19 protein-coding genes, 1 tRNA gene and 1 riboswitch are annotated in these 25,310 nt (G+C 71.7%); of the genes, 7 read left to right on the top strand and 13 right to left on the bottom strand.

Translation table 11 applies throughout. From position 1 onward, the window contains the following. Window positions 1-357: 357 nt before the first annotated feature. The 3 genes from orn (at window position 358) to DEJ20_RS05195 (ending at window position 1,643) form a co-directional block, all read left to right on the top strand. Window positions 358-996 (top strand): oligoribonuclease, encoded by a 639-nt coding sequence (orn, locus tag DEJ20_RS05205; protein ID WP_071405505.1) that lies wholly within the window; start codon window positions 358-360, stop codon window positions 994-996. Window positions 997-1,071: 75 nt separating this feature from the next. Continuing rightward, window positions 1,072-1,144: transfer RNA gene (locus DEJ20_RS05200), tRNA-His, on the top strand. A gap of 154 nt (window positions 1,145-1,298) precedes the next feature. Further along, window positions 1,299-1,643, top strand: coding sequence for a metallopeptidase family protein (locus DEJ20_RS05195; protein ID WP_017886056.1), 345 nt, complete (start codon window positions 1,299-1,301; stop codon window positions 1,641-1,643). Window positions 1,644-1,770: 127 nt separating this feature from the next. Here the strand turns inward: DEJ20_RS05195 and DEJ20_RS05190 are convergent, their stop codons facing one another. Both DEJ20_RS05190 and DEJ20_RS05185 read right to left on the bottom strand, forming a co-directional pair. Continuing rightward, window positions 1,771-3,036, bottom strand: a complete 1,266-nt coding sequence (locus DEJ20_RS05190) for an acyl-CoA dehydrogenase family protein (protein ID WP_111236798.1) — start codon at window positions 3,034-3,036, stop codon at window positions 1,771-1,773. After that, window positions 3,033-4,466: an LLM class flavin-dependent oxidoreductase gene (locus DEJ20_RS05185; RefSeq protein ID WP_111236797.1), complete on the bottom strand. Its 1,434-nt coding sequence runs from the start codon at window positions 4,464-4,466 to the stop codon at window positions 3,033-3,035. The genes DEJ20_RS05190 and DEJ20_RS05185 overlap by 4 nt, the downstream gene beginning before the upstream one ends. 102 nt (window positions 4,467-4,568) lie before the next feature. Here DEJ20_RS05185 and DEJ20_RS05180 point away from each other — a divergent pair, with 102 nt between their 5' ends. Further along, window positions 4,569-5,969: an MFS transporter gene (locus DEJ20_RS05180; protein ID WP_111236796.1), complete on the top strand. Its 1,401-nt coding sequence runs from the start codon at window positions 4,569-4,571 to the stop codon at window positions 5,967-5,969. A gap of 109 nt (window positions 5,970-6,078) precedes the next feature. Here DEJ20_RS05180 and DEJ20_RS05175 read toward each other — a convergent pair whose 3' ends face one another. The 4 genes from DEJ20_RS05175 to DEJ20_RS05160 all read right to left on the bottom strand — a co-directional run bounded on the left by DEJ20_RS05175 (window position 6,079) and on the right by DEJ20_RS05160 (window position 10,362). Then, on the bottom strand, window positions 6,079-6,663 hold the full coding sequence (locus tag DEJ20_RS05175; protein ID WP_258377285.1) for a nucleoside/nucleotide kinase family protein: 585 nt from the start codon (window positions 6,661-6,663) through the stop codon (window positions 6,079-6,081). Continuing rightward, entirely contained in the window at window positions 6,656-9,205 is a 2,550-nt protein-coding gene (locus DEJ20_RS05170) for an ATP-binding cassette domain-containing protein (RefSeq protein WP_258377284.1), read from the bottom strand. Before DEJ20_RS05170 ends, DEJ20_RS05175 begins: the two co-directional genes overlap by 8 nt. A gap of 2 nt (window positions 9,206-9,207) precedes the next feature. Continuing rightward, window positions 9,208-9,846: an ECF transporter S component gene (locus DEJ20_RS05165; protein ID WP_111236799.1), complete on the bottom strand. Its 639-nt coding sequence runs from the start codon at window positions 9,844-9,846 to the stop codon at window positions 9,208-9,210. Beyond that, window positions 9,841-9,952, bottom strand: a riboswitch (TPP riboswitch). It overlaps the preceding gene by 6 nt. 89 nt (window positions 9,953-10,041) lie before the next feature. Then, window positions 10,042-10,362 (bottom strand): hypothetical protein, encoded by a 321-nt coding sequence (locus DEJ20_RS05160; RefSeq protein ID WP_111236795.1) that lies wholly within the window; start codon window positions 10,360-10,362, stop codon window positions 10,042-10,044. Window positions 10,363-10,490: 128 nt separating this feature from the next. On the opposite strand from DEJ20_RS05160, the gene glgX reads away from it, so the two are divergent. The 3 genes from glgX to treZ are packed head-to-tail and all read left to right on the top strand — an operon-like array spanning window position 10,491 to window position 16,971. After that, window positions 10,491-12,722 carry a glycogen debranching protein GlgX gene (gene glgX / locus DEJ20_RS05155; RefSeq protein ID WP_111236794.1) on the top strand — a complete coding sequence of 744 codons (2,232 nt, stop codon included), beginning with the start codon at window positions 10,491-10,493 and terminating at the stop codon, window positions 12,720-12,722. Continuing rightward, entirely contained in the window at window positions 12,719-15,220 is a 2,502-nt protein-coding gene (treY, locus tag DEJ20_RS05150; RefSeq protein WP_111236793.1) for a malto-oligosyltrehalose synthase, read from the top strand. Before glgX ends, treY begins: the two co-directional genes overlap by 4 nt. After that, window positions 15,217-16,971 carry a malto-oligosyltrehalose trehalohydrolase gene (treZ, locus tag DEJ20_RS05145; RefSeq protein ID WP_111236792.1) on the top strand — a complete coding sequence of 585 codons (1,755 nt, stop codon included), beginning with the start codon at window positions 15,217-15,219 and terminating at the stop codon, window positions 16,969-16,971. Before treY ends, treZ begins: the two co-directional genes overlap by 4 nt. A 94-nt stretch (window positions 16,972-17,065) precedes the next feature. On the opposite strand, the gene DEJ20_RS05140 is transcribed toward treZ, so the two are convergent. The 7 genes from DEJ20_RS05140 to DEJ20_RS05110 all read right to left on the bottom strand — a co-directional run bounded on the left by DEJ20_RS05140 (window position 17,066) and on the right by DEJ20_RS05110 (window position 25,147). Beyond that, window positions 17,066-17,860 (bottom strand): polyprenol monophosphomannose synthase, encoded by a 795-nt coding sequence (locus tag DEJ20_RS05140; RefSeq protein WP_220035041.1) that lies wholly within the window; start codon window positions 17,858-17,860, stop codon window positions 17,066-17,068. Window positions 17,861-17,905: 45 nt separating this feature from the next. Further along, entirely contained in the window at window positions 17,906-18,634 is a 729-nt protein-coding gene (locus tag DEJ20_RS05135; protein ID WP_181431666.1) for a class F sortase, read from the bottom strand. Continuing rightward, entirely contained in the window at window positions 18,631-19,785 is a 1,155-nt protein-coding gene (locus tag DEJ20_RS05130; RefSeq protein WP_111236789.1) for a family 8 glycosyl hydrolase, read from the bottom strand. The genes DEJ20_RS05135 and DEJ20_RS05130 overlap by 4 nt, the downstream gene beginning before the upstream one ends. A gap of 98 nt (window positions 19,786-19,883) precedes the next feature. Next, entirely contained in the window at window positions 19,884-20,708 is an 825-nt protein-coding gene (locus DEJ20_RS05125) for a DUF4397 domain-containing protein (protein WP_111236788.1), read from the bottom strand. A 385-nt stretch (window positions 20,709-21,093) separates the two neighbouring features. Beyond that, a complete protein-coding gene (locus tag DEJ20_RS05120) occupies window positions 21,094-23,082 on the bottom strand; it encodes an ArnT family glycosyltransferase (protein ID WP_111236787.1) in 1,989 nt (662 codons plus the stop codon). Further along, window positions 23,079-24,626 (bottom strand): glycosyltransferase, encoded by a 1,548-nt coding sequence (locus DEJ20_RS05115; RefSeq protein ID WP_111236786.1) that lies wholly within the window; start codon window positions 24,624-24,626, stop codon window positions 23,079-23,081. The genes DEJ20_RS05120 and DEJ20_RS05115 overlap by 4 nt, the downstream gene beginning before the upstream one ends. After that, the gene (locus DEJ20_RS05110; RefSeq protein ID WP_111236785.1) at window positions 24,623-25,147 is read right to left on the bottom strand and encodes a GtrA family protein; all 525 of its coding nucleotides are present in this window, start codon (window positions 25,145-25,147) and stop codon (window positions 24,623-24,625) included. The genes DEJ20_RS05115 and DEJ20_RS05110 overlap by 4 nt, the downstream gene beginning before the upstream one ends. Window positions 25,148-25,310 lie beyond the last annotated feature (163 nt).

Genomic DNA, 25,310 nt, shown 5'->3' with positions numbered 1-25,310 from the left:
GCGCCGCCGTCGGCGAGCGGGCAGAACACCGCGGTCCGTCCGCAGGGCGACCGCGGCATTTCGCCCGCTCGCGGTGACGACGCGGGAGCGGGCGGGATCGGTGCGGCGGGCGGGGTGGAGGGCGACCGCCTGGAGGCGCGGGGTGGCCTGCCGGGGTCGCGGCGGGCCTCCAGGCGGTCGCCTGCACCGCATTCGGCTCGTGACCGAGACGAGCGGGCGGAACATCCGGGTGCGTCCGCAGGGTGACCGCGGCATTTCGCCCGCTCGCGGAACGGGCGGGCACGGGCGGGCCGGCGCGGGCGGGCGGGGACGGCGGCACGTACGGGAGGCACACGGGGCGGGAATAGGATCGAGGACATGGCAACCGCGAATGACCGCCTCGTCTGGATCGACTGCGAGATGACCGGCCTCGACCTCGAGGTCGACGAACTCGTCGAGGTGGCCGTGGTCATCACCGACTTCGACCTCGAGCCCGTGCACCCCGGCTTCGACATCGTCATCAAGCCCGACCAGTCCGCGCTCGACAACATGAACGAGTTCGTGACGAACATGCACGTCACCTCGGGGCTCATCGACGAGATCCCGAACGGCGTGAGCCTGGCGGACGCCGAGTACCAGGTGCTCGAGTACATCCTCCAGCACGTCCCCGCCGAGGGCTCCGCCCCCCTCGCCGGCAACACCATCGGCACCGACCGTGCGTTCCTGTCGAAGTACATGCCGCGGGTCGACGGGCACCTGCACTACCGCAGCGTCGACGTGTCGAGCATCAAGGAGCTCTGCCGCCGCTGGTTCCCCCGCGTGTACTTCAACGCGCCCGAGAAGCACGGTGGGCACCGGGCCCTCGCGGACATCCTCGAGTCGATCCGCGAACTCGAGTACTACCGCCGCGCCGGCTTCGTCGCCGAGCCCGGCCCGAGCACCGACGACGTGCGTGCCGTGCAGGCCGACGTCGTGGCGAAGTGGGAGTCACGGCTGGCGCAGCCCGCGGCCGAGTAGCGACACGGGTGGTCCGCACCCCGTCCCGCATGTACTACTATTGAGTGGTCGCGCCGGTCCGCCGGTTCGAACATGGTGGATATAGCTCAGTTGGTAGAGCGCCTGGTTGTGGTCTAGGAGGTCGCGGGTTCGAGACCCGTTATTCACCCCGGTCGAGGGAGAGTCCTGTTGCGTGTGACGCAACCGGGGCTCTCCCTCAGCGTTTGTCTGGGCGCCTCTGGCGCCGTGCGGCTTCGCCACGAGTGGTCAGCCACGAGTGGTCAGCCCGGGTGGTCAGCCCGGTGTGGGACGATCCCTGCGTGATGGAGATGTCCGCCGAAGCGTTCGAGCAACTCGTGACCGACGAACTCGACCTGCTCCCCGACGAGATGGTCGACGGGCTCGACAACGTGGTGTTCGTCGTCGAGGACGAACCGGAGAACGGCGAAGAGCTCTTCGGCGTGTACGACGGCATCGCAGCCACCGAGCGCGGGCAGTACGGCTTCGGCGAGCTGCCCGACCGCATCGTGGTGTTCCGGAAGCAGCACCTGGCCGAGTGCGACACCGTCGAGGAGCTCAAGGACGAGGTGCACACCACCCTCGTACACGAGATCGGCCACTTCTACGGCATCGACGACGAGCGGCTGCACGAGCTCGGCTGGGCGTAGCTGCCAGCGACGCGCCCAGCGCCGGGCGCCCCGGGTTTCGGGCTCAGCGACATTCCTCGGGCCCACGGGCGCGAGAACTGTCGCTCACCGCGAAAACTCGCGCCGCCCCCGCGCCGCTGCCGGGCCCTCAGAACCGCGTCGGCCCCACCTCGTGGTACTTCTCCCACGCCCCCACCGGCCCCCGCCCGTGCAGCGCGTACTCCCCCACCATCCGCTCCTTGTAGACCGCCGGGTTGTGCGACGCCACCACCCGGGCGTTCCGCCAGTGCCGGTCCAGCCCACGCGTCCGGTCGGCCGCTGACGCCCCGCCGACTTCGAACAGCTCGGACGCCGACCGCAGCACCCGCGGCCCGATCTCGACCTGCGCCTGGTACACGGCGTTCTCGGCCGCGTCGAGCAGCACGCGGTCGAGGCCGACCCCGGGCTCGTTCGTGGCGACGACCCCGTCGAGCAGCCCCGCGGCGACGACGACGAGTGACCGGGCGGTGAACGCCCCGGCCGACAGCCGGCCGAGCACCGCGAGCACCTGCGGGTCCTCCCCCGGCACGGCCGTGTTGGCGTGGATGTACGTGCGGGTCCGCGGTCGCACGAAGGCCACGGCGTCGTCGGACACCGCCTGCCCGATCCCGGCGAGGACCGCCAGCAGGTACAGCTGGTAGAAGGCCTGGATGTGCGACAGCGGAGCGTCCCGGTACGCCGACACCACCGACGGGTCGACCGGAACCCCGTCGAACACGGTCGTGCCGGACGCCGTCAACCGCTGCCCGAACCCGTCCCAGTCGTCGATGCCCCTGACACCCGGCGCGGAGGCGTCGACGGCGAACGTCACGCGCTCCCCGTCGCGGTCCGCCGCCAGGTAGATCCAGTCCGCGTAGAGCGTGCCGGTCGAGTAGAACTTCCGCCCGTCGAGGCGCAGGGAATCACCAGCCGGCGTCACCGTCGTCGAGATGTCGGCGAGCGTCGTTCCGGTCCGCTCCGAGGTCGCGTTCCCGATGATCGCTCCGTCGACGATGCGCTGGAGCCACTCGTCCCGGCCTGCGGAGGACGGCCGCAGCAGCACCAGCTCGGTGTACCCGAAGTGCCCCCGCCACAGGTGCGCGATGTTCGAGTCCGCCGCCGCCAGGTCCGTCACCAGGTGCGCGAGTTCGACCAGCGTCACGCCGAAGCCGCCGCGGTCCTCCGGCACGCGCAGCCGCCCGAACCCCGCGTCGGCGAGCGCCCGGACCTCGGCGTGCGGCAGCGGCCGGTCGCCGGGCTTCCCGGACGCGAGCTCACGCTCGACCGCGCCGTCGCGGATGGTCGCGAACACGGGCGCGAAGCGTTCGCGCAGGGTCGCCAGACGGTCGGCCGGGAGGCCCGTCACACGTCCGTCGGTCGTCGTCGCGGCCGTCATGCGGGCACCTCCACCGCACGGGTCGCGTCGTCCGGGTGGGCCGCGGTCGCGCCGGCACCGCCCGAGAACGCCCCGCGCCACTGCCGGGCGGGGTGCGAGTCCGGCAGCTGTGCGTGGCCGAAGAGCTTCTCGCGCAGGGTGCCCTCGCGGTACTCGGACTGCATCAGTCCGCGCTCCTGCAGGGTCGGCGCGATGTGGTCGACGAACTCCTCGTACGAGCCGGGCAGCGTCCAGTTGATGACGTTGACGCCGTCGACGCCCACCCGCTGCCAGTCGGCGAGCTCGTCGGCGATCTGCTCCGGCGTCCCGACGACCCGGGCGCGGAGCTTCGCGGACAACCGGGCGAGGTCGGCGATGGTCGGTTCGCGGTCCCCGGCGGCCTCGCGGAGCCACTGCAGGTGCGACTGTCCGGCGTGGGTGCGGACCTCGGAGAGCGGGGTGTCCGGGTCGAGGGGCTCGCCGGTGTCCGGGTCGAAGCCCAGGTTCGAGTGCACCAGGAACCCGTCGGCGGCCAGGTACCCGTCGATCTCCGCTTCCTTGGCCTTCGCCTCGGCCTCGGTGGAGCCGGTGACGAAGGTCAGGCCGAGGAAGAACGCGATGTCGTCCCGCTGCCGGCCGGCGGCCTCGGCCAGGTCGCGGGTCTCGCGGATGAGCTGTTCGGTGGCGTCCCGGTTCGAGGTCAGGATGAACTGGGCCTCGGCGTTCCGCGCGGCGAAGGCCCGGCCTGCCGGCGACGATCCGGCCTGGAACAGCACCGGGGTCCGCTGCGGCGACGGTGCCGACAGGTGCGGGCCCTGCACGTCGTAGCGCTTGCCGTGGTGGTCGATGCGGTGCACCTTGTCGGGGTCGGCGTAGCCGCGGATGGGGTCCTTCAGCACGGCGCCGTCCTCCCACGAGCCCTCCCAGAGCTTCGCGCAGACCTCGAGGTACTCCTCGGCCCAGACGTAGCGCTCGTCGTGCTCCTCGAGCCGGTCGGCGCCGAAGTTCCGGGCGGCGCTGTCGAGGGCACTCGTGACGACGTTCCAACCGATGCGGCCCCTGGTGATGTGATCGAGCGTGGAGACCTTGCGAGCGAAGTCGAACGGGTGCGCCTGGATGACGCTCGAGGTGAAGGCGAGCCCGAGGTGCTCGGTCGACACGGCGAGCGCGGAGAGCAGCACGGAGGGATCGTTCGAGGGGATCTGCAGCCCCTCGCGCAGGTTCGTCGAGTAGTCGCCGCGACCGGGGCCGTAGGTCCCGACGACGTCGGCGAAGAACATCGCGTCGAACTTGCCGCGCTCGAGGGTCCTCGCCAGGTCGGTCCACAGCGTCACGTCGTCGAAGTCCGCCTGCCGGGCGTCGGGGTGCCGCCACAGACCGTGCTGGATGTGCGAGGTCGTGTTCATGACGAAGGCCGCGAAGCGCAGCGGGCGGTTCGGTGCATCGCTCATGCGTCCCATCGTGGTCGGCGGGCACCGCCCGACGACAGTGACGTGACCTCCCGTTACGCGCGGTGTTCCCCGCGGCCCTGGACGCGACCATGCTCCTGAGGCATGCCGAACCAGACCACCGTCACCGCGCCTCCAGGCCGACCCGCCGCACCGTCGACCACCGCGACCCGTCGTCGGGTCGCCCTCGCGTCGTTCGTCGGGACGACCGTCGAGTACTACGACTTCTACCTCTACGCGACGGCCTCGGCACTGGTGTTCGCACCGACGTTCTTCCCGTCCGTGACGCCGGCCGTCGGGGTCATCGCGTCGTTCGCGACCTACGGCGTCGGGTTCGTGGCGCGGCCGCTCGGCGGCGTGATCGCCGGCCACCTGGGTGACCGGATCGGGCGGAAGAAGCTGCTCGTCGCGTCGCTGGTGCTGATGGGCATCGCGTCCACGTTGATCGGAGTGATCCCGTCCGCCGCGACCATCGGGGTCGGCGCCGTCGTGGCGCTCGTGTTCCTGCGGCTGCTGCAGGGCGTCGCGGCCGGTGCGGAGTGGGGCGGCTCGGCGCTGCTGTCCGTCGAGCACGCGCCGGAGCGGCACCGGGGACTGTTCGGGGCGTTCACGCAGATGGGGTCGGCCGGTGGGATGCTCCTGGCGACCGGGGTCTTCACGCTCGTGCGGTCGACGCTCGGCACCGAGGCGTTCCTGGCCTGGGGCTGGCGGCTGCCGTTCCTGTTCTCGGCGGTGATCGTGGCGGTCGGGCTCGTCATCCGGCTCGGTGTGCAGGACGCCCCGGTGTTCCAGGAGCTGCGCGCCTCGGGTGGGGTCGAACGGTTCCCGGTGTGGCAGGCGATCCGGCAGCACCCGCGGTCGATCCTGGTGACGGCGGGCCTGCGCCTCGTGCAGCCGGCGCTGTACTCGATCCTGACGACGTACTCGCTGACCTACCTCGGCAACGTGCGCGGGCCATCGGGCTCGGACGCGGGGTTGCAGGCCGTACTCGTGATCTCGGCCGTGTCGCTCGTGTCGACACCGTTCTGGGGGTGGCTGTCCGACCGGGTCGGGCGGCGGGTGCTGACGATCTGGTCGGCGGTGGGCATCGCCGTGCTCATCTGGCCGTTCTTCGCGTTCCTCGACGCCGGGCCGCTCGTGCTGCTGCCGCTCGTGGCGCTGATCGGGATGTGCGTGTTCCACGACAGCATCTACGGGCCGCAGGCGGCGTGGTTCGCGGAGCAGTTCCCGACCGGGCGTCGGTACTCGGGGATGTCGCTCGGGTACCAGATCGGGTCGATCTTCTCGGTGGGGCTGACGCCGCTGCTGGCCGCGGTGTTCGTGCAGCTCGGGGGCGGGTCGCCGTGGATCCTGTGCGGGTACCTCGGGGTGTACGCGGTGCTGACGATCGTGGCGGCGGTGTTCGCGGTGGACCCGCGGGCGGTGGCGCGGCGGGAGGCGCGGGCGGGCGCGGGCGCGGGCGCGGCGGGCGCAGCGGCCGGCGCGGGCGCGGGCGCCGCGGGCTGACGTTTCGCGCTGAGCGACAGTTCTCGCCTTCCGGAGGCCGTGGGGTGTCGCTGAGCGCGAATCCTCTGGGCCGCCACGCGCGTTGGCCTGCGCGCGGGCCCGCCGCGCGCTACGTCCGCAGGACCACGTCGGCCAGGGCGGCCGGGTCCTCGGCGGCGATGAAGGCCTGTTCCTGCGCGGCCCAGCGGTCCCACTCGCGCGCGAAGACCTCACCGTCGCGTCCGATCGCCCGGTCCCACCGCACGGCGTCGTCGGCCTCGAGCCACACCCGCAACGACGCCAGCGGTGCCGAAGCCCGGGACAACGCCCCGCACCCCTCGACCACGATCGGCTGGTCGGGGTCCACCGCCGCCCAACCCGCGGGCGCATCGGCCGCCCAGTCCCAGCGTCGGTACCCGCTCGGCGCTCCGAGGACGTCGGTCACCACGGCGTCGGCAGCCGCGCGCAGGCCGTCCCACCCCGGGTACAGGTCGTCCAGGTGCACGAGCTGCGCACCGAGCTGCTCCGCGACCTGTGCTCCGAGGGTGGTCTTGCCCGTGCCGGACCGGCCGTCGATGAGCACGACGGCGCGCCGTCCCGTGGCGGCGGCGACACCGGCAGCAGCAGCGGCCAGGCCGGGGGCGAGGTCACCGGCGGTCGTACCCGTCGCACGCTCGCCGCCCGTCGTGCCGGCTGCACGCTCCGCGTCAGGCACGCCACGTCCCCACGCTCACCGCGACCGCGATCGACACCACGCCGATGCCGACCAGCACCGCCACCATCGCCCACTCCGGCCCGGCGAACCGTGCGACCCGCGCCCAGGTCCGCCGTCCGGGAGCACCGAACCCCCGTGACTCCATCGCCACCGCCAACGTCGTCGCCCGCCGCAGCGCGAGCACGAGCAGCGCGAACGCCATCGTCGCCCCGCGTCGCAGCCGCCCGGAGTCGGCCAGTCCTCGGGCACGCCGCGCCATCGCGAGCTGTCGCCAGTCGTCGACGAGCAAGGTCATCATCCGGACAGCGGCGAGCGCGCCGAGCACGAAGCGCGCGGGCAGCCGGAGCACCTGCGCGAGCCCGTCGGCCAGGTCGGTCGGGTCGACCCGCACGAAGAGCGCGATGGCTGGCACCCCCACCGCGAGGACCCGGAGCGCCGTCGCCAACGCGAGCGTCAGTGACCCGTCGGTGACGTGCGCGAACCCGAGGTCGAACCACTCCCGACCCGAGGGCCTGCCGTACAGCGCGATGCTCACCGCCGTCAGCGGGATCGCGAGGAGCACCGGTGCGAGTCGGAGCAGCAGGGTCCGGACCGGCAGGCGCAGGAGCGGCAGGAGTGCGAGTTCGAGCGCCAGGGCGACGGCGGCGGAGACGACGTCGAGACTGAGCACCAGGCAGACGCCGAGGGCGAGCACACCGATCAGCGACGCGACCGGCTGGACGCCGGGGATGCCGGTCGCGCGGGCCGGCAGCGGTCGTCGCGCCGGGTTCGTCCGGTCGGTCCCATCGGTCGCGTCAGTCCCGGCGGCCTCGGCGGTCCGGTCGTCCGTGTCGGTCCGGTCTGGAGGCCAGGGGCGGCTCCCGGCTGTCGGCCCCGTCTCCGGGATGGTCGCGTTCGACCGCCCCTGGTCGCGTTCGACGGACCGCGCGCCGTCCGGCCCGAGCACGACCTCGTCGGCATCGAGTGCCCGGACGAGATCGCGGTCGTGGGTGACCGCCACCACCGCGGTGCCGGCGTCGGCGAGGGCCCCGAGCCGACCGATGACGGCCTGCCACGTGGCACGGTCCTGCCCGGAGGTCGGTTCGTCGAGCACGACGACCGGCGGACGGGCTGCGATGACCGAGGCGATCGCGAGTCGTCGTTGTTCGCCCCCGGACAGGGTGAAGGGGTTGGCGTCGGCCAGGTGTGCCAGCCCGAACTCGTCGAGCAGCGCGGTGGCCCGTTCGGCGGCGTCCGGCGCGTCGAGTGCTCGGGCGCCGGCCTCGATCTCCTCGCGGACGGAGCGGGCGACGAACTGGTGCTCGGGGTCCTGGAACACCGTGCCGATCCGGGCGGCGAGTTCGCGACTCGTCCAGGCGTGCGGCGCTGCGCCGATGCCGTCGGCGAGGGTGTCCGTGGCGCGGAGCTCACCGGCTGCCGGTGGGAGCAAGCCCGCGAGGGTCAGCCCGAGCGTCGACTTGCCGACGCCGTTCGGTCCGGTGACGGCGAGGACCTGCCCGGCGCGGAGCCCGAGGTCGATGCCGTTCCCGACCGCTCGCTTTCCCCTTGCCGTGCCGAGCCCCCGAGCTTCGAGCAGCACCGCCGCCGCGTCGTCACGCTCCCCTTCGCCGATCTCCCCCGCGCCGAGCGGGCGGAATGCCGCGGTCGCGCCACCGGACGCCCCGGGCATTTCGCCCGCTCGTCCGAGCGGACGCCGCCGCCGCGCCGAACCACGCTCCGGCTCGGCGCCGGGCACCCAGACACCGGCGGCCGTGAGCGCCTCGCCGTGGTCCGCCAGCACCCGGGCAGGCGGGCCGTCCGCGACCACGCCGCCGCCCGGTTCGAGCAGCACGACACGGTCGACCAAGTCCAGCCAGGTGCCGATCCGGTGCTCCACCACGAGCAGCGTCGCCCCGGTCTCGTCGAGCAGCGCCCGGACGGCGTCGTGCACCTGCGCCACGCCGTCCGGGTCGAGGTTCGCGCAGGGTTCGTCGAGCACGAGCGCACCCGGCCGCATCGCGAGCACGCCCGCGAGCGCCAACCGCTGCCGCTGCCCACCGGACAGCTGCGCGGTGGAGCGGTCGAGCGGCAGGTCGAGGCCGACGACGGCGAGCGCCGTCCGCACCCGGTCCCAGGTCTCGTCGCGGGGCACGCCGGCGTTCTCGCAGCCGAAGGCGACGTCGTCGCCGACGCGGGACATCACGGTGTGTGCCTCGGGGTCCTGCATGACGAGCCCGACACGCCCGCGGACCGCGCGGGGGTCGGCCTCGTCGACCAGGAGTGTCCCCTGCACCGAGGCAGCGGTGTCGTCGGTGGCGTCGGGTTCGTCGGGCAGCACGCCGGCGACCGCTCGCAGGAGCGTCGACTTGCCGGCACCGGACGGCCCGACGACGGCGACCCGCTCCCCCGGCTCGACGGTCAGGTCCACGTCGCGCACGGCCCAGGCGTCTCGCTCCGGGTACCGCCAGCCCCAGCCGCGGAACACGATCCGTGCCCCGCGGACACGGCCCCCTGCGCCGGCGTCGCCGCCGGTGGAAGGGGACGTCGCCGACGGAGCGGGCACGGTCACACCAGGGCGCGGGGCTCGCGGCGGCTGTGCTCGCGGCCGGCCGCGAAGGACGACAGCACCCCGGTGCGGGCGAGTGCCCGGACGATGAGCCACGAGCCCACCCCCGCGATCACGGCACCGGAGATCACCGCGCAGATCACGTAGACGACCTTGAAGGCCAGGTCGAGCCCCGGGTACCAGAGGACGGTGTCGTTGATGCCGAGCGCGAGTCCGGCCGCGGCACCGGCGAGCACGACGACCGGCAGGCGGTAGACGCGGTACAGGAACAGCGCGAGGACGATCTCGGCGCCGAGACCCTGGACGAGTCCGGCCTCGAGCGTGAGCCATCCCCACTGGGTGCCGAACAACGCCTCGACCGAGGCGGCGACCATCTCGCCGTAGAGCGCGGCGCCGGGCTTGCGGACGACGATCGCGACGATCGGGCCGGCGAGCAGCCAGACCCCGCCGAACAGGGCCTTGGTGCCCGGGAGCACGAGGTCCATGACGGCGCTGATCGGTTCGTAGCCGAACTCCCAGAGCCGGAAGACGACTCCGAGGGCCACCGCGAGGACACTCGCGACGACGATGTCGACGACCCGCCAACGCAGCGATCGCCGCGGAGCGGTGGTGACGGTTGTGGACGTGCCTGAAGGCATGCTGCTGACTCCTCCCTGCGCCGGCATGATCCGGATCAGGTTCGACGGTCGGAGCGCCGATCGCTCCCTCTCAGCCCGGCGGTCCCGGACTCCCGTGTGTGTGCCAGCAGTCTAGACGCGGTCGCGACCGCGTGACGGCAAGACGAACGGGAGGCCCGTGGCGGCGTCGCCACGGGCCTCCCGTCCATCAGGCGGTCACTTCTTGAGCGTGCGCACCAGCTTGCGGAGGACACGCCCGGTCACCCAGACCAGTGGGATGCTCACGACCATCAGGGAGATCAGGTTCGGCTCGAACTCCAGGTCCTTGCCCGGGCGACGGACGTAGGCGCCGACGGGGGCCGACAGGCCGCCGCCACCGCCGCCACCGTTCTCGTCGTCCCCGCCGCCACCGAAGCCGAACCAGCTGACGGACACGGGGATGAGGGTCTGGTCGCCGACCTCGACGGGTTCTCCGTAGTTCGTGGAGACCTCGAGCGGGCGGACCTGGTCTGCGATCTTCGAGACGATGTTGGCCATGCGCGCGACGCTACTCGTCCGTTCCTCCACAGGCCGCGGGGCGCAGTGGGCATCCACAGCTGGGGCTTGTCTGCGGACGCGGACGAGCGCCGCCGATATGTTGGCCGCACCCACACCTGGAGGACCGTTTGCACACCTGGCCCGGAAACCCGTACCCGCTCGGGGCGACCTACGACGGGAGCGGCACGAACTTCGCGCTGTTCTCCGAGGTCGCCGAGCGCGTCGAACTCTGTCTGTTCGATTCCGACGGCAACGAAGAATGCGTCCGCCTGCTCGAGGTGGACGCCTACGTCTGGCACGCGTACCTCCCCAACATCGGCCCCGGGCAGGAGTACGGCTTCCGCGTGCACGGCCCGTACGACCCGGACTCCGGCGCGCGCTGCAACCCGTCGAAGCTCCTGCTCGACCCGTACGCCAAGGCGACCAGCGGCGAGATCGACTGGGACCAGTCGCTCTTCTCGTACACGTTCGGCGACCCGGAATCGACCAACGACGAGGACTCCGCGTCGCACATGATGAAGGGCGTCGTGATCAACCCCTTCTTCGACTGGCAGGGGGATCGCCCGCCGCGGACGCCGTACGGCGAGACCGTCATCTACGAAGCGCACGTCAAGGGACTCACCGAGACCCACCCGGACGTGCCGGAAGAGCAGCGCGGAACCTACGCCGGCGTCGCTCACCCGGCGGTCATCGAGCACCTGCAGCGCCTCGGCATCACCACGCTCGAGCTCATGCCGGTGCACCAGTTCGTGAACGACTCGACCCTGCAGGACAAGGGGCTGTCGAACTACTGGGGCTACAACACCATCGGCTTCTTCGCGCCGCACTCGGCGTACTCGTCGTCGGGCGACCAGGGCCAGCAGGTCCAGGAGTTCAAGACGATGGTGCGCGAGCTGCACCGCGCCGGCATCGAGGTCGTCCTCGACGTCGTCTACAACCACACCGCCGAGGGCAACCACCTCGGCCCGACGCTGTCGTTCCGCGGCATCGACAACGCGGCCTACTACCGCCTGGTCGACGACGACAAGAAGTTCTACATGGACTACACGGGCACGGGGAACTCGCTCAACGTCGGGCACCCGCACTCGCTGCAGCTCATCCTCGACTCGCTCCGCTACTGGGTGACCGAGATGCACGTCGACGGGTTCCGCTTCGACCTCGCCTCGGCACTGGCCCGTGAGTTCTACGAGGTCGACCGGCTGTCGGCCTTCTTCGAACTGGTGCAGCAGGACCCGATCGTGTCGCAGGTCAAGCTCATCGCCGAGCCGTGGGACGTCGGCCCCGGTGGCTACCAGGTCGGCAACTTCCCGCCCCAGTGGTCCGAGTGGAACGGCAAGTACCGCGACACCGTCCGTGACTTCTGGCGCGGTGAGTCGTCGACGCTCGGCGAGTTCGCCTCCCGGATCTCCGGCTCGGCCGACCTGTACGAGCACGACGGCCGGACGCCCAAGGCGAGCATCAACTTCATCACCGCGCACGACGGCTTCACGCTGTACGACCTGGTGGCCTACAACGAGAAGCACAACGAGGCCAACGGCGAGGACAACAACGACGGCGAGAGCCACAACCGGTCCTGGAACTCCGGTGCCGAGGGCCCGACCGACGACGAGGCCGTGAACGCTCTGCGGCTGCAGCGTCGCCGGAACTTCCTGGCGACCCTGCTCCTGAGCCAGGGTGTGCCGATGATCGCGCACGGCGACGAGCTCGGTCGGTCGCAGTCCGGCAACAACAACGTCTACGCGCAGGACTCCGAGCTCAGCTGGATCGACTGGGACAGCGCGGACGAAGACCTCATCCAGTTCACCGCCGACGTGGTGAAGCTGCGGCACGACCACCCCACGTTCCGCCGGACCCGGTACTTCAACGGCCGTCCGGTCCGACGTGGCGAGGGCGAGCCGCTACCCGACGTGGTGTGGCTGACCCCCTCGGGCGACGCCATGGACCCCGAGGACTGGGACTCCGGCTTCGGCAAGAGCGTCGGCATGTACCTGAACGGCGAGGGCATCCGCGGTCGCGACGCCCGCGGTGACCGCGTCACCGACGTCGGTTTCATCACCTACTTCAACGCCCACGACGACGTCGTGACCTTCACCCTCCCACCAGAGGAGTACTCCCCCGGCTGGACCGTCCGGATCGACACCGCGAACCCCGGCGCCCGCGACGAGGTGCTCGACGCGGGCACCCCGCTCGACGTCCCCGCACGGTCGATGATCGTGCTGCGTGCCGAGCCCGACCACGAGGTCACGAGCACTCCGGTCGACGCCGAGCAGGACGGCGCCCCCGAACCGGTCGCCCCGCAGGACGCCGTCACCCCGGCCAACCCGGCCGGGTCCACCGCACCGAGCGGAACCGCCCGATGACCGCCGGAACGCCCGGCGCCGCGAACCGCGTCCCCGCGTCGACCTACCGGCTGCAGGTCTCGGCCGACTTCGACCTCGACGCTGCCCGCGACCTGGTCGACTACGTGCACGACCTCGGCGCCGACTGGCTGTACCTGTCGCCGGTGCTGCAGGCCGAGTCCGGGTCGAACCACGGCTACGACGTGGTCGACCACACGCGGGTCGACACCGACCGCGGTGGCGACCAGGCGATGCGGGCGTTGGCCGAGGCCGCTCACGCCGTCGGCCTCGGGGTCATCGTCGACGTGGTGCCGAACCACGTCGGCGTCGCGACCCCCGAGTCGAACCCGTGGTGGTGGTCCCTGCTCGAACTCGGGCAGGGCTCCCCCGTGGCCTGGGCCTTCGACGTGGACTGGGAAGCCGGCGACGGCAAGCTCCGCGTCCCCGTGCTCGACGACCGGCTGCTCGACGCGGTCACGCTCGACACGTCCGACGCCGAGCGTCCGGTGCTCCGCGTCGGCGAGACCGCCTACCCCACCGCACCCGGAACGGTGCACGACGGCGACTCCGTCGAGACCGTCCACGACCGCCAGCACTACGCGTTCGTGCACTGGAAGCGCGCGGACCACTACCTGAACTACCGCCGGTTCTTCGCGGTGAACACCCTCGCGGCGATCCGCGTCGAGGAGCCCGAGGTCTTCGCGGCCTCGCACGGGGTCATCGGCGGCTGGTTCCGCGACGGACTCGTCGACGGCCTGCGCATCGACCACCCGGACGGGCTGTACGACCCGGCGGGCTACCTGCAGGACCTGGCGGAGCTCACCGGCGGGGCCTACACCCTCGTCGAAAAGATCCTCGAGCCCGGCGAGCAGCTGCCGAGCTCGTGGCCGGTCGACGGCACCACCGGGTACGACGCCCTCGGGGTGCTCGACCGCGTGTTCGTCGACCCCGCGGGCGAGCAGGCACTGACCGCGGCGTCGGGCGCCGAGCCGACGGACTGGCAGCAGCTCACGCACGACACCCGACGGGGCATCGCCGACGGCATCCTCGGCAGCGAGGTCGAGCGGCTCGCACGCCTGCTCGCTCCGAGCGCCGTGACGGAGACGATCACGCACGAGCGGATCGTCGACGCCGTCGCCGAGGTCGTGGCCTCGTTCGACGTGTACCGCACGTACCTGCCCGAGGGCGCCCACCACCTCATCACCGCGCTCGAGCGTGCCGCCGAGGCCCGCCCGGACCTCGACGACGTGATCGACCGGATCGCACCGGCACTCGTCGACCCGACGAACGCCGCCGCGGTCCGACTGCAGCAGACCAGCGGCATGGTGATGGCGAAGGGTGTCGAGGACACGGCGTTCTACCGCACCTCGCGCCTGTCGTCCCTGAGCGAGGTCGGCGGCGACCCGAGCGTCTTCGCGGTCTCGGTGGCGGACTTCCACCAGGCCCAGCGCGAACGGCTCGGCAGCTGGCCGCACACCATGACGACGCTCACCACGCACGACACCAAGCGCAGCGAGGACACCCGCGCCCGCATCGCGGTGTTGGCCGAGCTCGGCGACGAGTGGGCCGCCACGCTCGAGCGTCTGCAGTCGTTCGTGCCGTTGCAGGACCGCGTGTTCGCCGACCTGCTCTGGCAGGCGATCGTCGGCGCCCGGCCCGCCAGTCGTGAGCGTCTGCACGCGTACGCCGAGAAGGCCTCCCGCGAAGCCGGTGACAGCACGACCTGGACCGAGCCCGACGAGGCGTTCGAGCAGCAGATGCACGCGATCGTCGACGCCGCGTTCGACAACCCCGACGTGGTCGCCGTGCTCGACGCCCTCGACGAGCAGATCGACGCCGCCGGGTGGTCGAACGGTCTCGCCCAGAAGCTCGTCCAGCTCACCGCCCCGGGCGTCCCCGACGTCTACCAGGGCACCGAGTTCTGGGACCGCTCGCTCGTCGACCCCGACAACCGTCGTCCGGTCGACTACGCCGAGCGGCGCCACGTGCTCGCCGAGCTCGACGGCCCGGACGACGACGGCCCCGAGGACCTGCCGGCCGTCGGCATCGACGGTGCCGCGAAGCTCCTGGTCACGACCCGCGCACTGCGCATCCGTCGGGACCACCCGGAGCTGTTCACCCGGTACCTGGAGCTCGAGGCCACCGGCAGCGCGGCCGACCACGTGATCGCGTTCGACCGCGGCGGTGCCGTGACGATCGCGACGCGTCTGCCCATCGGCCTCGGCCGGGTCGGCGGCTGGGGCGACACGCTGGTGCACGCCGTCCCCGTCGAGCGCATCGACCTGCTCACCGGCCGACGCGTCCCCGCCGACCGCGGGATCGCGCTGGCCGACCTGCTCACCACCTACCCGGTCGCGCTGCTCGTGCCCGCCGACGTGGTCGGTGCAGCCGGCCACGCCGACGCGGTGACCGCCGTGTCCGACGCGAGCGGTGCCTCCCGGCCCGCCGCCGACCGCACGACGGACGCCACCGAGACCGACGCGCAGGCCGAGATCGACATCCTGGAGGGTCACGCATGACCGCACCTGACCGTTACGCCGTCTGGGCGCCCGAGCCGGACCGGGTCCGGCTCGTCGTCGACGACGTCGAGTACCCGCTCACCAAGGGCGACGACGACTGGTGGTCCACCGACGCCGTGATGCCGGTCGTCGGTGCCAGGTACGGGTTCCGCATCGGCGACGACGACGCGGTCCGACCGGACCCGCGCAGCCGGTACCAGCCCGAGGGCGTGCACGGCCCGTCCGAGGTCGTCGACCCCGCGCGGTTCGCGTGGACCGACGAGTCGTGGACCGGACGCCCGGCCCGTGGCGCCGTGATCTACGAGATGCACATCGGCACCTACACGCCCGAGGGCACGCTCGACGCCGCCGCCCAGAAACTGGACCACCTGGTCGAGCTCGGGGTCGAGTTCGTCGAGCTGCTCCCCGTCAACGCCGTGAACGGCGAGTGGAACTGGGGCTACGACGGGGTCGGCTGGTTCTCCGTGCACGCCCCGTACGGCGGCCCGGACGCCTACGACCGGTTCGTCGACACCGCGCACGCGCTGGGGCTCGGGGTCATCCAGGACGTCGTCTACAACCACCTCGGACCGAGCGGCAACTACCTGCCGCTGTACGGCCCGTACCTGCTGGCCGGGCTCGGCAACACCTGGGGTGACTCGGTGAACGTCGAGCACCCCGAGGTCCGCCGGTACGTGCTCGACAACGTGCGCATGTGGTTCCGCGACCACCACGTCGACGGGCTCCGGCTCGACGCCGTGCACGCGATCCGCGACACCACCCGCCCGCACGTGCTGGCCTCGATGGCCGACGAGACCGACGCCTACTCGTCCTTCATCGGTCGTCCGCTGTCGCTCATCGCGGAGTCCGACCTCAACGACCCGGTGATGTTCCGGCCGCGCGAGGCCGCCGGGTACGGCCTCTCCGGGCAGTGGTCGGACGACTTCCACCACGCCGTGCACGTGGCGCTCACCGGTGAGACGAACGGCTACTACGCCGACTTCGCCCCGCTGTCGGCGCTGGCGAAGGTGCTCGAGGACGGCTTCTTCCACGACGGCACCTGGTCGTCGTTCCGCGGCAAGCGGCACGGCCGGCCGATCGACCGCGGGACCTCCCCCGCGACGGCCCTGGTCGTCGCGAACCAGAACCACGACCAGATCGGCAACCGCGCCGCCGGCGACCGGCTCGCCGCGACGCTCGACGACGAGGCACTCGTGATCGCGGCGGCCCTGACGCTGCTCGGGCCGTTCACGCCGATGCTGTTCATGGGCGAGGAGTTCGCGGCCTCGACACCGTGGCAGTTCTTCACCTCGCACCCGGAGCCCGAGCTCGGCAAGGCCACCGCCGAGGGACGCATCGCCGAGTTCGCCGAACACGGGTGGGACGAGTCAGCGGTGCCGGACCCGCAGGACCCGACGACGTTCACCAACTCCAAGCTCGACTGGGCCGACGTCAGCTCGGAGCGCGGTGCGGCGATCCTGCGTGCGTACCGGGTGCTCATCGCCCTGCGGCGCACCGACCAGGCGTTCGTCGACCACCGCTACGAGGCGAACGCCGTCCGCTTCAGCGAGGACCGTCGGTGGCTCGTGCTCACCCGCGGGCTGCTCGGCCCCGACGTGGCGCCGGTGCACGTCGTGGTGAACTTCGCCGACGACGCAGCCGAGGTCCCGGTGCCCGACGCCGTGGGCGAGGAGCTCTACGGCTTCGGCGCGACCGAGGTCGATGCCGGCGTCGTCCGGTTCGGCGGCCGGGGTGTGGTCGTGCTGCGCTAGCAACCCCGCGCGCTGCGAGCCGCGCAGACGAACGGCGACGAACCCACAGGGTCCGTCGCCGTTCGTGCATTCAGTCGTCCGTGCGTTCGCGGCCTCAGGCGGCGTGGTCGGCGACCGCGTGCGCGTTCTTCCGCACGGACGGTAGCTTGCGGTGGTCCTTGACCAGGGAGCGGGTCTCGCGGAACCGGCGGTCGATGCCCCACTTCGTCACGAGCGCCAGGCTCTCGCGCACGATGTTGCCGCTCATCTTCGAGACGCCGAACTCCCGCTCGGTGAACGTGATCGGCGTCTCCACGACACGCAGGCCCGCCTCGAGGGCACGCCAGCACAGGTCCACCTGGAAGCAGTACCCCTTCGACGCGACCCCGGCGAGGTCGATCCGCTCGAACGCCCGCGAGGTGAAGACCCGGAACCCGCCGGTGGCGTCGCGCACCGCGATGCCCAGTGCGAGCCGGGTGTACAGGTTGCCACCGCGGGAGAGCAGCAGGCGGTACCAGGGCCAGTTCTCGACCTTGCCGCCCTTGATCCACCGGGAGCCGAGCACCAGGTCGTTGGAGTCGGCGAGCTCGAGCATCCAGGGCAGGTACTCGGGGTGGTGGGAGCCGTCGGCGTCCATCTCGACGAGCTTGGCGTAGCCGTGTTCCAGGCCCCACGCGAAGCCGGACAGGTACGCGCCGCCCAGGCCGTCCTTGACGGTGCGGTGCATGACGTGCACCCGGTCGGTCTCGCAGGCGATGGCGTCCGCGATGTCGCCGGTGCCGTCGGGTGAGTTGTCGTCGACGACGAGCACGTGCACGGAGTCGTCGGTCGCGGCCAACGTGCGCTCGACGATCGGCCGGACGTTCTCCGCTTCGTCGTAGGTCGGGATGATGACCAGGGTCTCGCTCATGGTGCTCCTCGTGCTCTCGGTCGAATGTATCGCTGGCATGGTGGGTCAATCCGACGAGAGGTCTGCGAACACGATCAGATTGTCCGTGTAGTGCCCGGTGGCGGTGTCGAACGTGCCGTCGCAGGTGATGAGTCGGAGTTGCGGGGTGGGGGTGGGGCCGTAGACGTCGCTCGTCGGGAACGCCGACTTGGCGGCGCGTTCGGAACGGTCGACCGTGAAGGTGCGGGTGCTGCCGTCGGACATCCGGACGTGGACCTCGTCGCCGGTGACCAGTTCGTCGAGCCGGAAGAACACCGCGGCGCTCGTGGGGCTGTCGACGTGACCGGCGATGACGGCGGGGCCGACCTCGCCGGGGACGATCCCGTCGCTGAACCAGCCCGCGCTGTCCCAGTCGACAGGCGGGTCGAGTTCTCCGGCGGCGCCGCGGTGCAGGTCCTCGAGCGAGGACCGCACGCCGATGGCGGGGATCGACACGCTGACCGGGGTGGCCGTCGAGCGGGGCTCGGGTGCGGCCGGGTCCTGGAACCCGTCGGTGCCGGAACCCGAGGACGACGAAGACGAAGACGAAGAAGACGACGACGGAGACGACTGCGACGGGGACGAGGACGAGGGCGCCGACGACACAGCGCGATCCCCCGCGCCACCGCCGACGGTCGACGCGACCGCCACCCCGGCCACACCCCCGACCACCACGACAGCGGCGACCACGGAACCGATCACCACGCCTCGGTTCCGGACGGCCGAGACGCGCCCCGCGCTCCGACGGCCGCTCACGAGGCGCCTCCTGCGTCGCGGGCACAGCCCCCGAGCACGTCGGAGGTCAGCATCGTCGAACCGATGGCCAGCCAGGCGTCTCCGTAGTACGTCGGTGTGGTCGCCGCCGTCCGGTCTGCTCGCTCGAGGTCGTCGGCAGCCGCACGGGAGGAACCGGCGGCCTGCTCAGCCGCGGCCCGCGCGGTGTAGGCCAGCGCGTTCGTGTCCTGCGTCACCGGGGTGCCACCGAGGTCGAGCTGCGAGGCGAGCCGCGTCGTCCGTCCGAGCGTGGGCGCGAGGGCCGCCGCGAGCTCCCGGTCGGGCGCCGAACACGCCTCGGCGTACCGGAGCGGCGTCCGCATCGCGTCGTACCCGTAGAGCACGCGCCCGTCCCCACCGACGGCCGGCATCGGGTCCACCGATCCGTCGGCGTGCACCTGGGACCAGTCGCTGGGCAGGTCGGAGGCGTCCAGTACGGCCGCGGTCACGGCGCGCGAACCCCGGTTCAGCGCGTTCCAGCGGTCGTCCCCGGTGGCGTCCGCCAGCACCGAGAAGGCCGCGGGCGAGGCGTACGAGGCGTTGTACCGGTAGGGCTCCTGATCCGCCCACGGCCCGGGCAGCAGGATCGTACCGAGGTCCGTCCGGGCCGTCTCGTGCTGGAGGATCGCCGCCGCGATGCGCTTGCCCGCGGCGGTGTACCGGTCGTCGTCCCAGGCCTTCCCCGCGAGCACGAGCGCGCGGGCGGCGTCGAGGTCGGCGTCGCTCGCGGACTGCTCGTCGGCGACGCCCTCGTCGGACGTCCACCGCCACGCCAGCAGGTCGTCGTCGGTGAGCAGGTGCTCTTCCGTCCACTCCCAGATCGCGTCGAAGCGCGCACGGTCGTCGTTCGCGTAGGCGATGAGCAAGCCGTACGCCTGCCCCTCGCTGACGGTGTCACCGCCCTGGTCGGTGCGGACGACGCGACCGCCCTCGACGTAGCGGTCCAGGAACGCCGACCGCAGCTGCTGCGGCGAGCGCGTCGCGTCGGGCGCGGTGGTCGAGGTCGGGGTCGCCGTGCCGCGAGCGGCGGTCGTGGTGCTCGACGACCAAGGGCGGACGGCGACGATCGCGACCACGATGGCGACGATGACGGCCGCCGCGGCGGCGACCGGTATCCAGGTCCTGCGGGTCATGCTGGCCTGCCTCTCCGGGGATGGTGGGGGGGTCGAAGGGGAGGCGCGGATCACGTGGGCCGTTCAGCGCACGTGATCCGCGCCTCCAGTCCGGAGCGTCAGCGGAACAGCGAGCGGAGCATCGCGACGGCCGCGTGGACCGCCTCGGTCAACGGTCGGTCGGCGGCTGCGCCGCCGCCGCCGGTCTGCACACCGCCGGACGGGGTGGCGGCGGTCGCCGCGGCGTCCGTCACGGGCACGACCGTCAGGTTGCCCTTGCTGTCGTCGAGGACGAACAGGGTCGAGACCGTGTTGCCGGCGAGATCGACCTCGGCGGTGCCGCGCTGGCCGCTGCCGGAGACGTCGAGCGACCACTTGCCGGCGTCGACCGTTGCGTACTTGGTGGCGCTGCCGAAGGTGGCGTCCTCGGCGATCGGGGTGCCGTCGGAGGTCTGCACGTCGACGCGCTTCGCGGTGGTGGCGGCCTGCACGAGCCGGAGCTTCGCCTTGCCGTCGCCGGGCTGCTGCAGGTCGTCGGTGAACGCGGTCGTCTTCAGCCCGTCGTTCTTGCCGTAGGCGACGACGGTGCTGGCGTCGCCCTCCTGCACGGTGACGTCGGTGGAGATGACGGGAGTGGATCCCGGGGCGTCGGCGGCGCGCATCGACAGGACGTAGGTGCCGACCGGCAGCTTCTCGTAGGGGCTGACCTGGCCGTACGTGACGTCGTCGAGTTCGAAGACGGTCTTGCCCCCGGCGAGGCTGGACAGTTCGACGTCGACGCCCTTCGTGTCCGGCGACAGGTGTCCGACGCGGAGCCAGCCCTGGTCGGCCGTCGCGGCGGAGGCGGTCTGCGGGGCAGCGAGCCCGACCGTCGCGGCGACGAGTGTGGCGGCGAGCGCTCCGACGACGGCGGTGCGGCGGCGGTTCGTGGTGCGTGCGGTCATGATGGTGCTCCTTCGGGTCGAGGTGCGGTTGGCGTGGGTCGTGTCGAGGTGCGGGCCGTGCGGGCCGTGCGGGCCGTGCGGGCCGTGGCGGTCGTGCCGGACTCGCCGTTCCCGCGGTTCGTGCGGTTCGTGTGGGCCCCCGGGCGAGCGGGTGAAATGCCGGGGGCCGCGCCGGAGCCCTCCGGGCATTTCGCCCGCTCGTCCAGCGGGCGTTCCGCCCCGACGTGTTCGCGGAGAACGGTTCCGCGGCCGATCCGGCGAGCGGGCGGAATGCCGGGGTCCGCGCCGGAGCCCTCCGGGCATTTCGCCCGCTCGTGGAACGCCCGCTCGCGGAACGCTCGCTCGCCCAACGCCAGCGCGGCCAGCCCGGCCGAGCGATCGGGGGTCACGAGGCGCTCGTCGCGGTCGTCGTCGGGTCGGCCGGGGCGTACGTCACCGTGAGCCGTGCTCCCTCGCGCTCGACCGAGTCCGGCTGGAACGCCTGGGACATGGCGTCGAAGGTCCGAGCGACCCGGGCTGCCGAGGCGTCGTCGCTCGTGTGCAGGACGACGGTGCGGAACGGCTGGCCGGTCTCCCCGGTGCGCGGGGTGAACCGGTCGACCCGCACGTCCTGGTCGGCGAGCACCTGTCCGAGCGCGATCATCGCCCGCGAGTCGACCTGTCCGGCGCGGAACTGCGACTTCGTGCCGTCGTCCGCACGCAGGGCGGGGTTCGAGGCGAGCTCGGTCCCCAGGGTCTTCCGGACGTCGGTGGCCCGGGTGATCGCGGTCTCGGCGGCACTGGCTCCCTCAGCGTGGATCCGGCGGACCTCGACCTGCTGGTCACCGGTACCGAAGGTCGCGACGGCCGTGGAGTTCTCGATCGCCTGCCGCACGTCGGTGGACGAGTTGCCACCGGTGCGCATGGAGTCCGTCGTGATGACGTAGTCCGAGTCCTTCCAGCCGTTCGGGGACTGCCGTTCCACTGCTCCGTCGGTGTCGAGCTTGTAGTACCAGACGACGTTGTTCCGGGCGAAGCCGTCGTCCACGAGGTCGACCCACATGGCGTCGTCGACCAGCAGACGCGAGGACTTCGGCACGTTGTCGCCCACCCACTGCTCGGCCTGCTGCATCGGCAGGTCGAGGTCGCCGAGCAGGAACCCCCGCAGCTGCGTCCCCCACAAGGGCACCGCGACGACGAGCGCCGCAGCCGTGACGACGGCCCACGTGACGCCGAGGCCACGACGGGTCGCCGCACCGATGTGACTCCGGGTGTGCACCCGACCGGCGATCGCGAGGACGGCACGCTCAGCGGTGTACGCGACGAGGAGCGCCGCGAACGGGATGAGCATGATGACGTAGGGCACCGGCAGGTACCCGTTCGGCCGGAACATCACCGCGAGCAGGAACACGAGCATCGCGGCAATCGGGCGGACCCGGCGCAGGAAGAGCCCGACGACTGCCGCGACCGAGCCGAGCACGATGAACACCGGGTCGAGTGCCCACCACTGCGCGGCGGCCTCGTTCGCCAGGCTGCCCCCGTCGAACACCGATCCGGAAGCGGTCCGCGACCCCAGCTGGTAGGTGACGCCCTCCCACAGACTGACTCGCCCGTTGCCCGGCACGAGTTCGCCCTTCACCGCGGCGAGCAGCAGGTACCCGCCGCCGATCAGCACGAGCACGGCCCCGGCGACACTGAGCGTGTACCGACGGGTGCTCTTGTCGGCGCGACGCACGGCCATCCAGATCAGGAACGGCAGCGCGAGCAGGTAGGTCTCCTTGGACAGCACGGCGATGCCGAGGCAGGCAGCGGCACCGGCGAACCCGGCGAGCTGCTGGCGACGGCTCAGGACGAGGACGAACGCGGCGAGCAGCCACGGCGTCGCGACGTTGTCGATGTACACGGTGCGGTGGTACTGCAGCGCGAGCGGTGACAGCGCGAAGACGAGTCCGGCGGCGGCCGCCGTGATCCGTCCGGCACCGAGACGACGGGCGAGGATGAACAGCAGGATGCTCGAGACTGCGGAGAAGAACACCATGGCCTCGCGCCCGGCCTCCACCGCGAAGGGGTAGCGCGCGAACGCCCCGGTCAAGCCGGTGTACCCGGCGATCTGGATCCATCCGAGCGGCGGGTGGTCGTACCAGTACGTGTAGTGGGTGAGCTCGCCGAGGTTCGTGATCGCCCACGCCTGTGCGGTGTAGGTCCCCTCGTCGTCGATGCGCTGCGGCGTGCCCGACATGTTCCAGGCCTGGACGAGCACGGTCACCGCGACGACGGGCAGCAACCACGCCAGGCTGGCTGCGTGCCGGCGGAACCAGGCCCCGATGCCGGTGCGGTGGGCGGTGGTGCCACCACGGATCGGGATGCCCGTGGTGTCGGTGATGCTGGCGGTCATCGGGTGCCTCCCGTGGTGGTGCCGGCGAACGCACGGTCGGACGACGCTGCGCCCGATCCGGCGCCCGCGGACGATGCTGCGCCGGCTCCGGCGACCGAGGACGACGCTGCGCCCGATCCGTCCAGGTCCGAGGCGAAGCCGATCACCTGTCCGTTGCGGTGCTGGCCGGTGTGCTCGGTCTTCTCCCACCCGTTCTGGCCCTTGGCGTGCCGGACGACTGCCCGGACCGCCGCGGCGGCGAGGAACACTTGGTACGGCACCAGTCCGAGCACGAGCCGCACGTAGTCGCGGAGCCGGACCTTCTCGCCGTACAGGCGGCCGAACTCGTTCAGCCCGACGATCTCGACGGCGAGCAGCATGAGCGTCGGTGCCACCGGCACGAACGACACGAGGGCGATCGCCGTCGGCACCTTGACGAACAGGATCATCAGGACGCTCAGCGGGATGAGCAGCCCGGTGGCCGCCTGGATGAACGGCATGGTGAGCATGTAGCGGGCGAAGAACCGCTGCCGGAAGGACGGCAGCTTCTTCCACTCCCCCTTGCCCAGCACCTGCAGGAAGCCCTGGTTCCACCGCGTGCGCTGCTTGAGCAGCGAGGCGAAGGTCGGCGGGGTCTCCTCGCGGGTGACGGCCTCGGGACTGTAGGCGACGACGACCTTCGCGCCGTCGGCGGAGAGCCGCACGCCGAGTTCGCAGTCCTCGGCGAGGCAGTGCGCGTCCCAGCCGTTCGACCACTCCAGGCGGGAGCGCGTCACGAAGACGGTGTTGCCCCCGAGCGGGATGAACTTGGACCCGGCGTGGAAGTGCAGGCGCGAGCGGAACCAGAAGTAGTACTCCAGGACGTTCCGGAGCGACCACCAGCTCGACTTGAAGTTCATCAGCTGGACGCCGCCCTGCACCACGTCGGCGTCGGTCTCCTGGAACCGCGAGTCGACGAGCGAGAGCAGCCGCGGGTAGACCTCGTCCTCGGCGTCGAACACCCCGACGATGTCGCCCGTCGCGTGCTGGAGCGCCAGGTTCATCGCCTTCGGCTTGTTCTTCGGCAGGGTGTCGTCCACCACGACCTTGATCAGGGAGGGGTGCCGAGCTGCCGCGGCACGCACGACGGCGTCGGTCTCCGGGTCGTCCTCCCCGACGATCGCGATGATCTCGAAGTCGGGGTGGTCCTGGGTCGCGAGCATGTCGAGCGTCTGTCCCATCACGTCCTGCTCGTGCCGACCGGGCACCAGGAGCGTGAACCGGTGCGCCGCCGGGCGCGGGGTCTGGCTGAAGCTGGTCGACTTCAGCGCGTCCCGGGAGCGCCAGGCGTGCAGCATCCACCAGAGGGTGGTCAACGCGATGATCGTGAGCAGCACGGACAGGGCGACGAGGGTCGAGTAGCCGAGCCACTCGCCCAGCGACCAGGCGGCCTGTGGGAGCTGCCCCGAGCCTCCCGTCGGCACGTCCGTGGTCCCGCGGTTCGGGACGTCCCCCGTCGTCCCGGTGTCGTTGTCGGGTTGGAGCAGCGGCCCTGCGGCCGTCAGCAACGCGGCTGAGATGGTCATTCGGGGAACCCCTTCGGACGTGTGTCGGTGGACCGGAAGACGAGGGCCTTGTACGCGGCGAACCGGAACGCGGTGCCGAGGACGAGGCCGACGCCGTTGCCGGCGACGTTGTCGGCGAGGGTGGACGTGAAGCCGAGCACGTAGTGCGAGACGAACAGGCAGGCAGCGGCGATGCCGAGGCCGACGAGGTTCGTGGCGGCGAAGAGCAACCCCTCGCGGACGGTCTCGCGGCGGCCGGTCTGGCGTTGGGCACGGAAGGTGATGAAGCGGTTGCCGATCCACGCGACCGAAGTCGCGACGATGGCCGACACGATCTTCGCGGCGATGGGACCGTCCGGCATGACGGTGGCACGGAGCAGGTTGTAGACGCCCAGGTCGATGACGAAGCAGACGGCACCGATGGTGCCGAACGACGCGAGTTGCCTCGCGGTGGCGAGCAGGCGCGGAATCGTGCCAGGGCGCACGGTCCGCTCCGCGCCGGTGTCGGGTGACACCAGAACGGGGGTATCAGTTCGGGTCATGCCCCCGATTCGGGGGCTTCGACGGGGGGTTTGGGTGGGGTACGCACCTTGCCAGGCCTCTGCCAGATGCGCGACACACGCCGTTCATGTTGACCATCCGTCAGTTGCGGTGGTCAGGCGCGCGCACGACGGACGGGAGGCCCGGTACCAGCTGGTACCGGGC

It is taken from the genome of Curtobacterium sp. MCSS17_005, from assembly GCF_003234225.2.
In the GTDB taxonomy this organism is placed as follows: domain Bacteria; phylum Actinomycetota; class Actinomycetes; order Actinomycetales; family Microbacteriaceae; genus Curtobacterium; species Curtobacterium flaccumfaciens.
This window is presented reverse-complemented; position numbering and strand designations above follow the sequence as displayed.

What these genes read in the sequence shown, in the direction of transcription:
- orn (WP_071405505.1), top strand. Translation starts at nt 358, where the DNA reads ATGGCAACCGCGAATGACCGCCTCGTCTGGATCGACTGCGAGATGACC.
- DEJ20_RS05195 (WP_017886056.1), top strand. Translation starts at nt 1,299, where the DNA reads ATGGAGATGTCCGCCGAAGCGTTCGAGCAACTCGTGACCGACGAACTC.
- DEJ20_RS05190 (WP_111236798.1), bottom strand. Translation starts at nt 3,036, where the DNA reads ATGACGGCCGCGACGACGACCGACGGACGTGTGACGGGCCTCCCGGCC.
- DEJ20_RS05185 (WP_111236797.1), bottom strand. Translation starts at nt 4,466, where the DNA reads ATGAGCGATGCACCGAACCGCCCGCTGCGCTTCGCGGCCTTCGTCATG.
- DEJ20_RS05180 (WP_111236796.1), top strand. Translation starts at nt 4,569, where the DNA reads ATGCCGAACCAGACCACCGTCACCGCGCCTCCAGGCCGACCCGCCGCA.
- DEJ20_RS05165 (WP_111236799.1), bottom strand. Translation starts at nt 9,846, where the DNA reads ATGCCTTCAGGCACGTCCACAACCGTCACCACCGCTCCGCGGCGATCG.
- DEJ20_RS05160 (WP_111236795.1), bottom strand. Translation starts at nt 10,362, where the DNA reads ATGGCCAACATCGTCTCGAAGATCGCAGACCAGGTCCGCCCGCTCGAG.
- treY (WP_111236793.1), top strand. Translation starts at nt 12,719, where the DNA reads ATGACCGCCGGAACGCCCGGCGCCGCGAACCGCGTCCCCGCGTCGACC.
- treZ (WP_111236792.1), top strand. Translation starts at nt 15,217, where the DNA reads ATGACCGCACCTGACCGTTACGCCGTCTGGGCGCCCGAGCCGGACCGG.
- DEJ20_RS05140 (WP_220035041.1), bottom strand. Translation starts at nt 17,860, where the DNA reads ATGAGCGAGACCCTGGTCATCATCCCGACCTACGACGAAGCGGAGAAC.
- DEJ20_RS05130 (WP_111236789.1), bottom strand. Translation starts at nt 19,785, where the DNA reads ATGACCCGCAGGACCTGGATACCGGTCGCCGCCGCGGCGGCCGTCATC.
- DEJ20_RS05125 (WP_111236788.1), bottom strand. Translation starts at nt 20,708, where the DNA reads ATGACCGCACGCACCACGAACCGCCGCCGCACCGCCGTCGTCGGAGCG.
- DEJ20_RS05120 (WP_111236787.1), bottom strand. Translation starts at nt 23,082, where the DNA reads ATGACCGCCAGCATCACCGACACCACGGGCATCCCGATCCGTGGTGGC.
- DEJ20_RS05115 (WP_111236786.1), bottom strand. Translation starts at nt 24,626, where the DNA reads ATGACCATCTCAGCCGCGTTGCTGACGGCCGCAGGGCCGCTGCTCCAA.
- DEJ20_RS05110 (WP_111236785.1), bottom strand. Translation starts at nt 25,147, where the DNA reads ATGACCCGAACTGATACCCCCGTTCTGGTGTCACCCGACACCGGCGCG.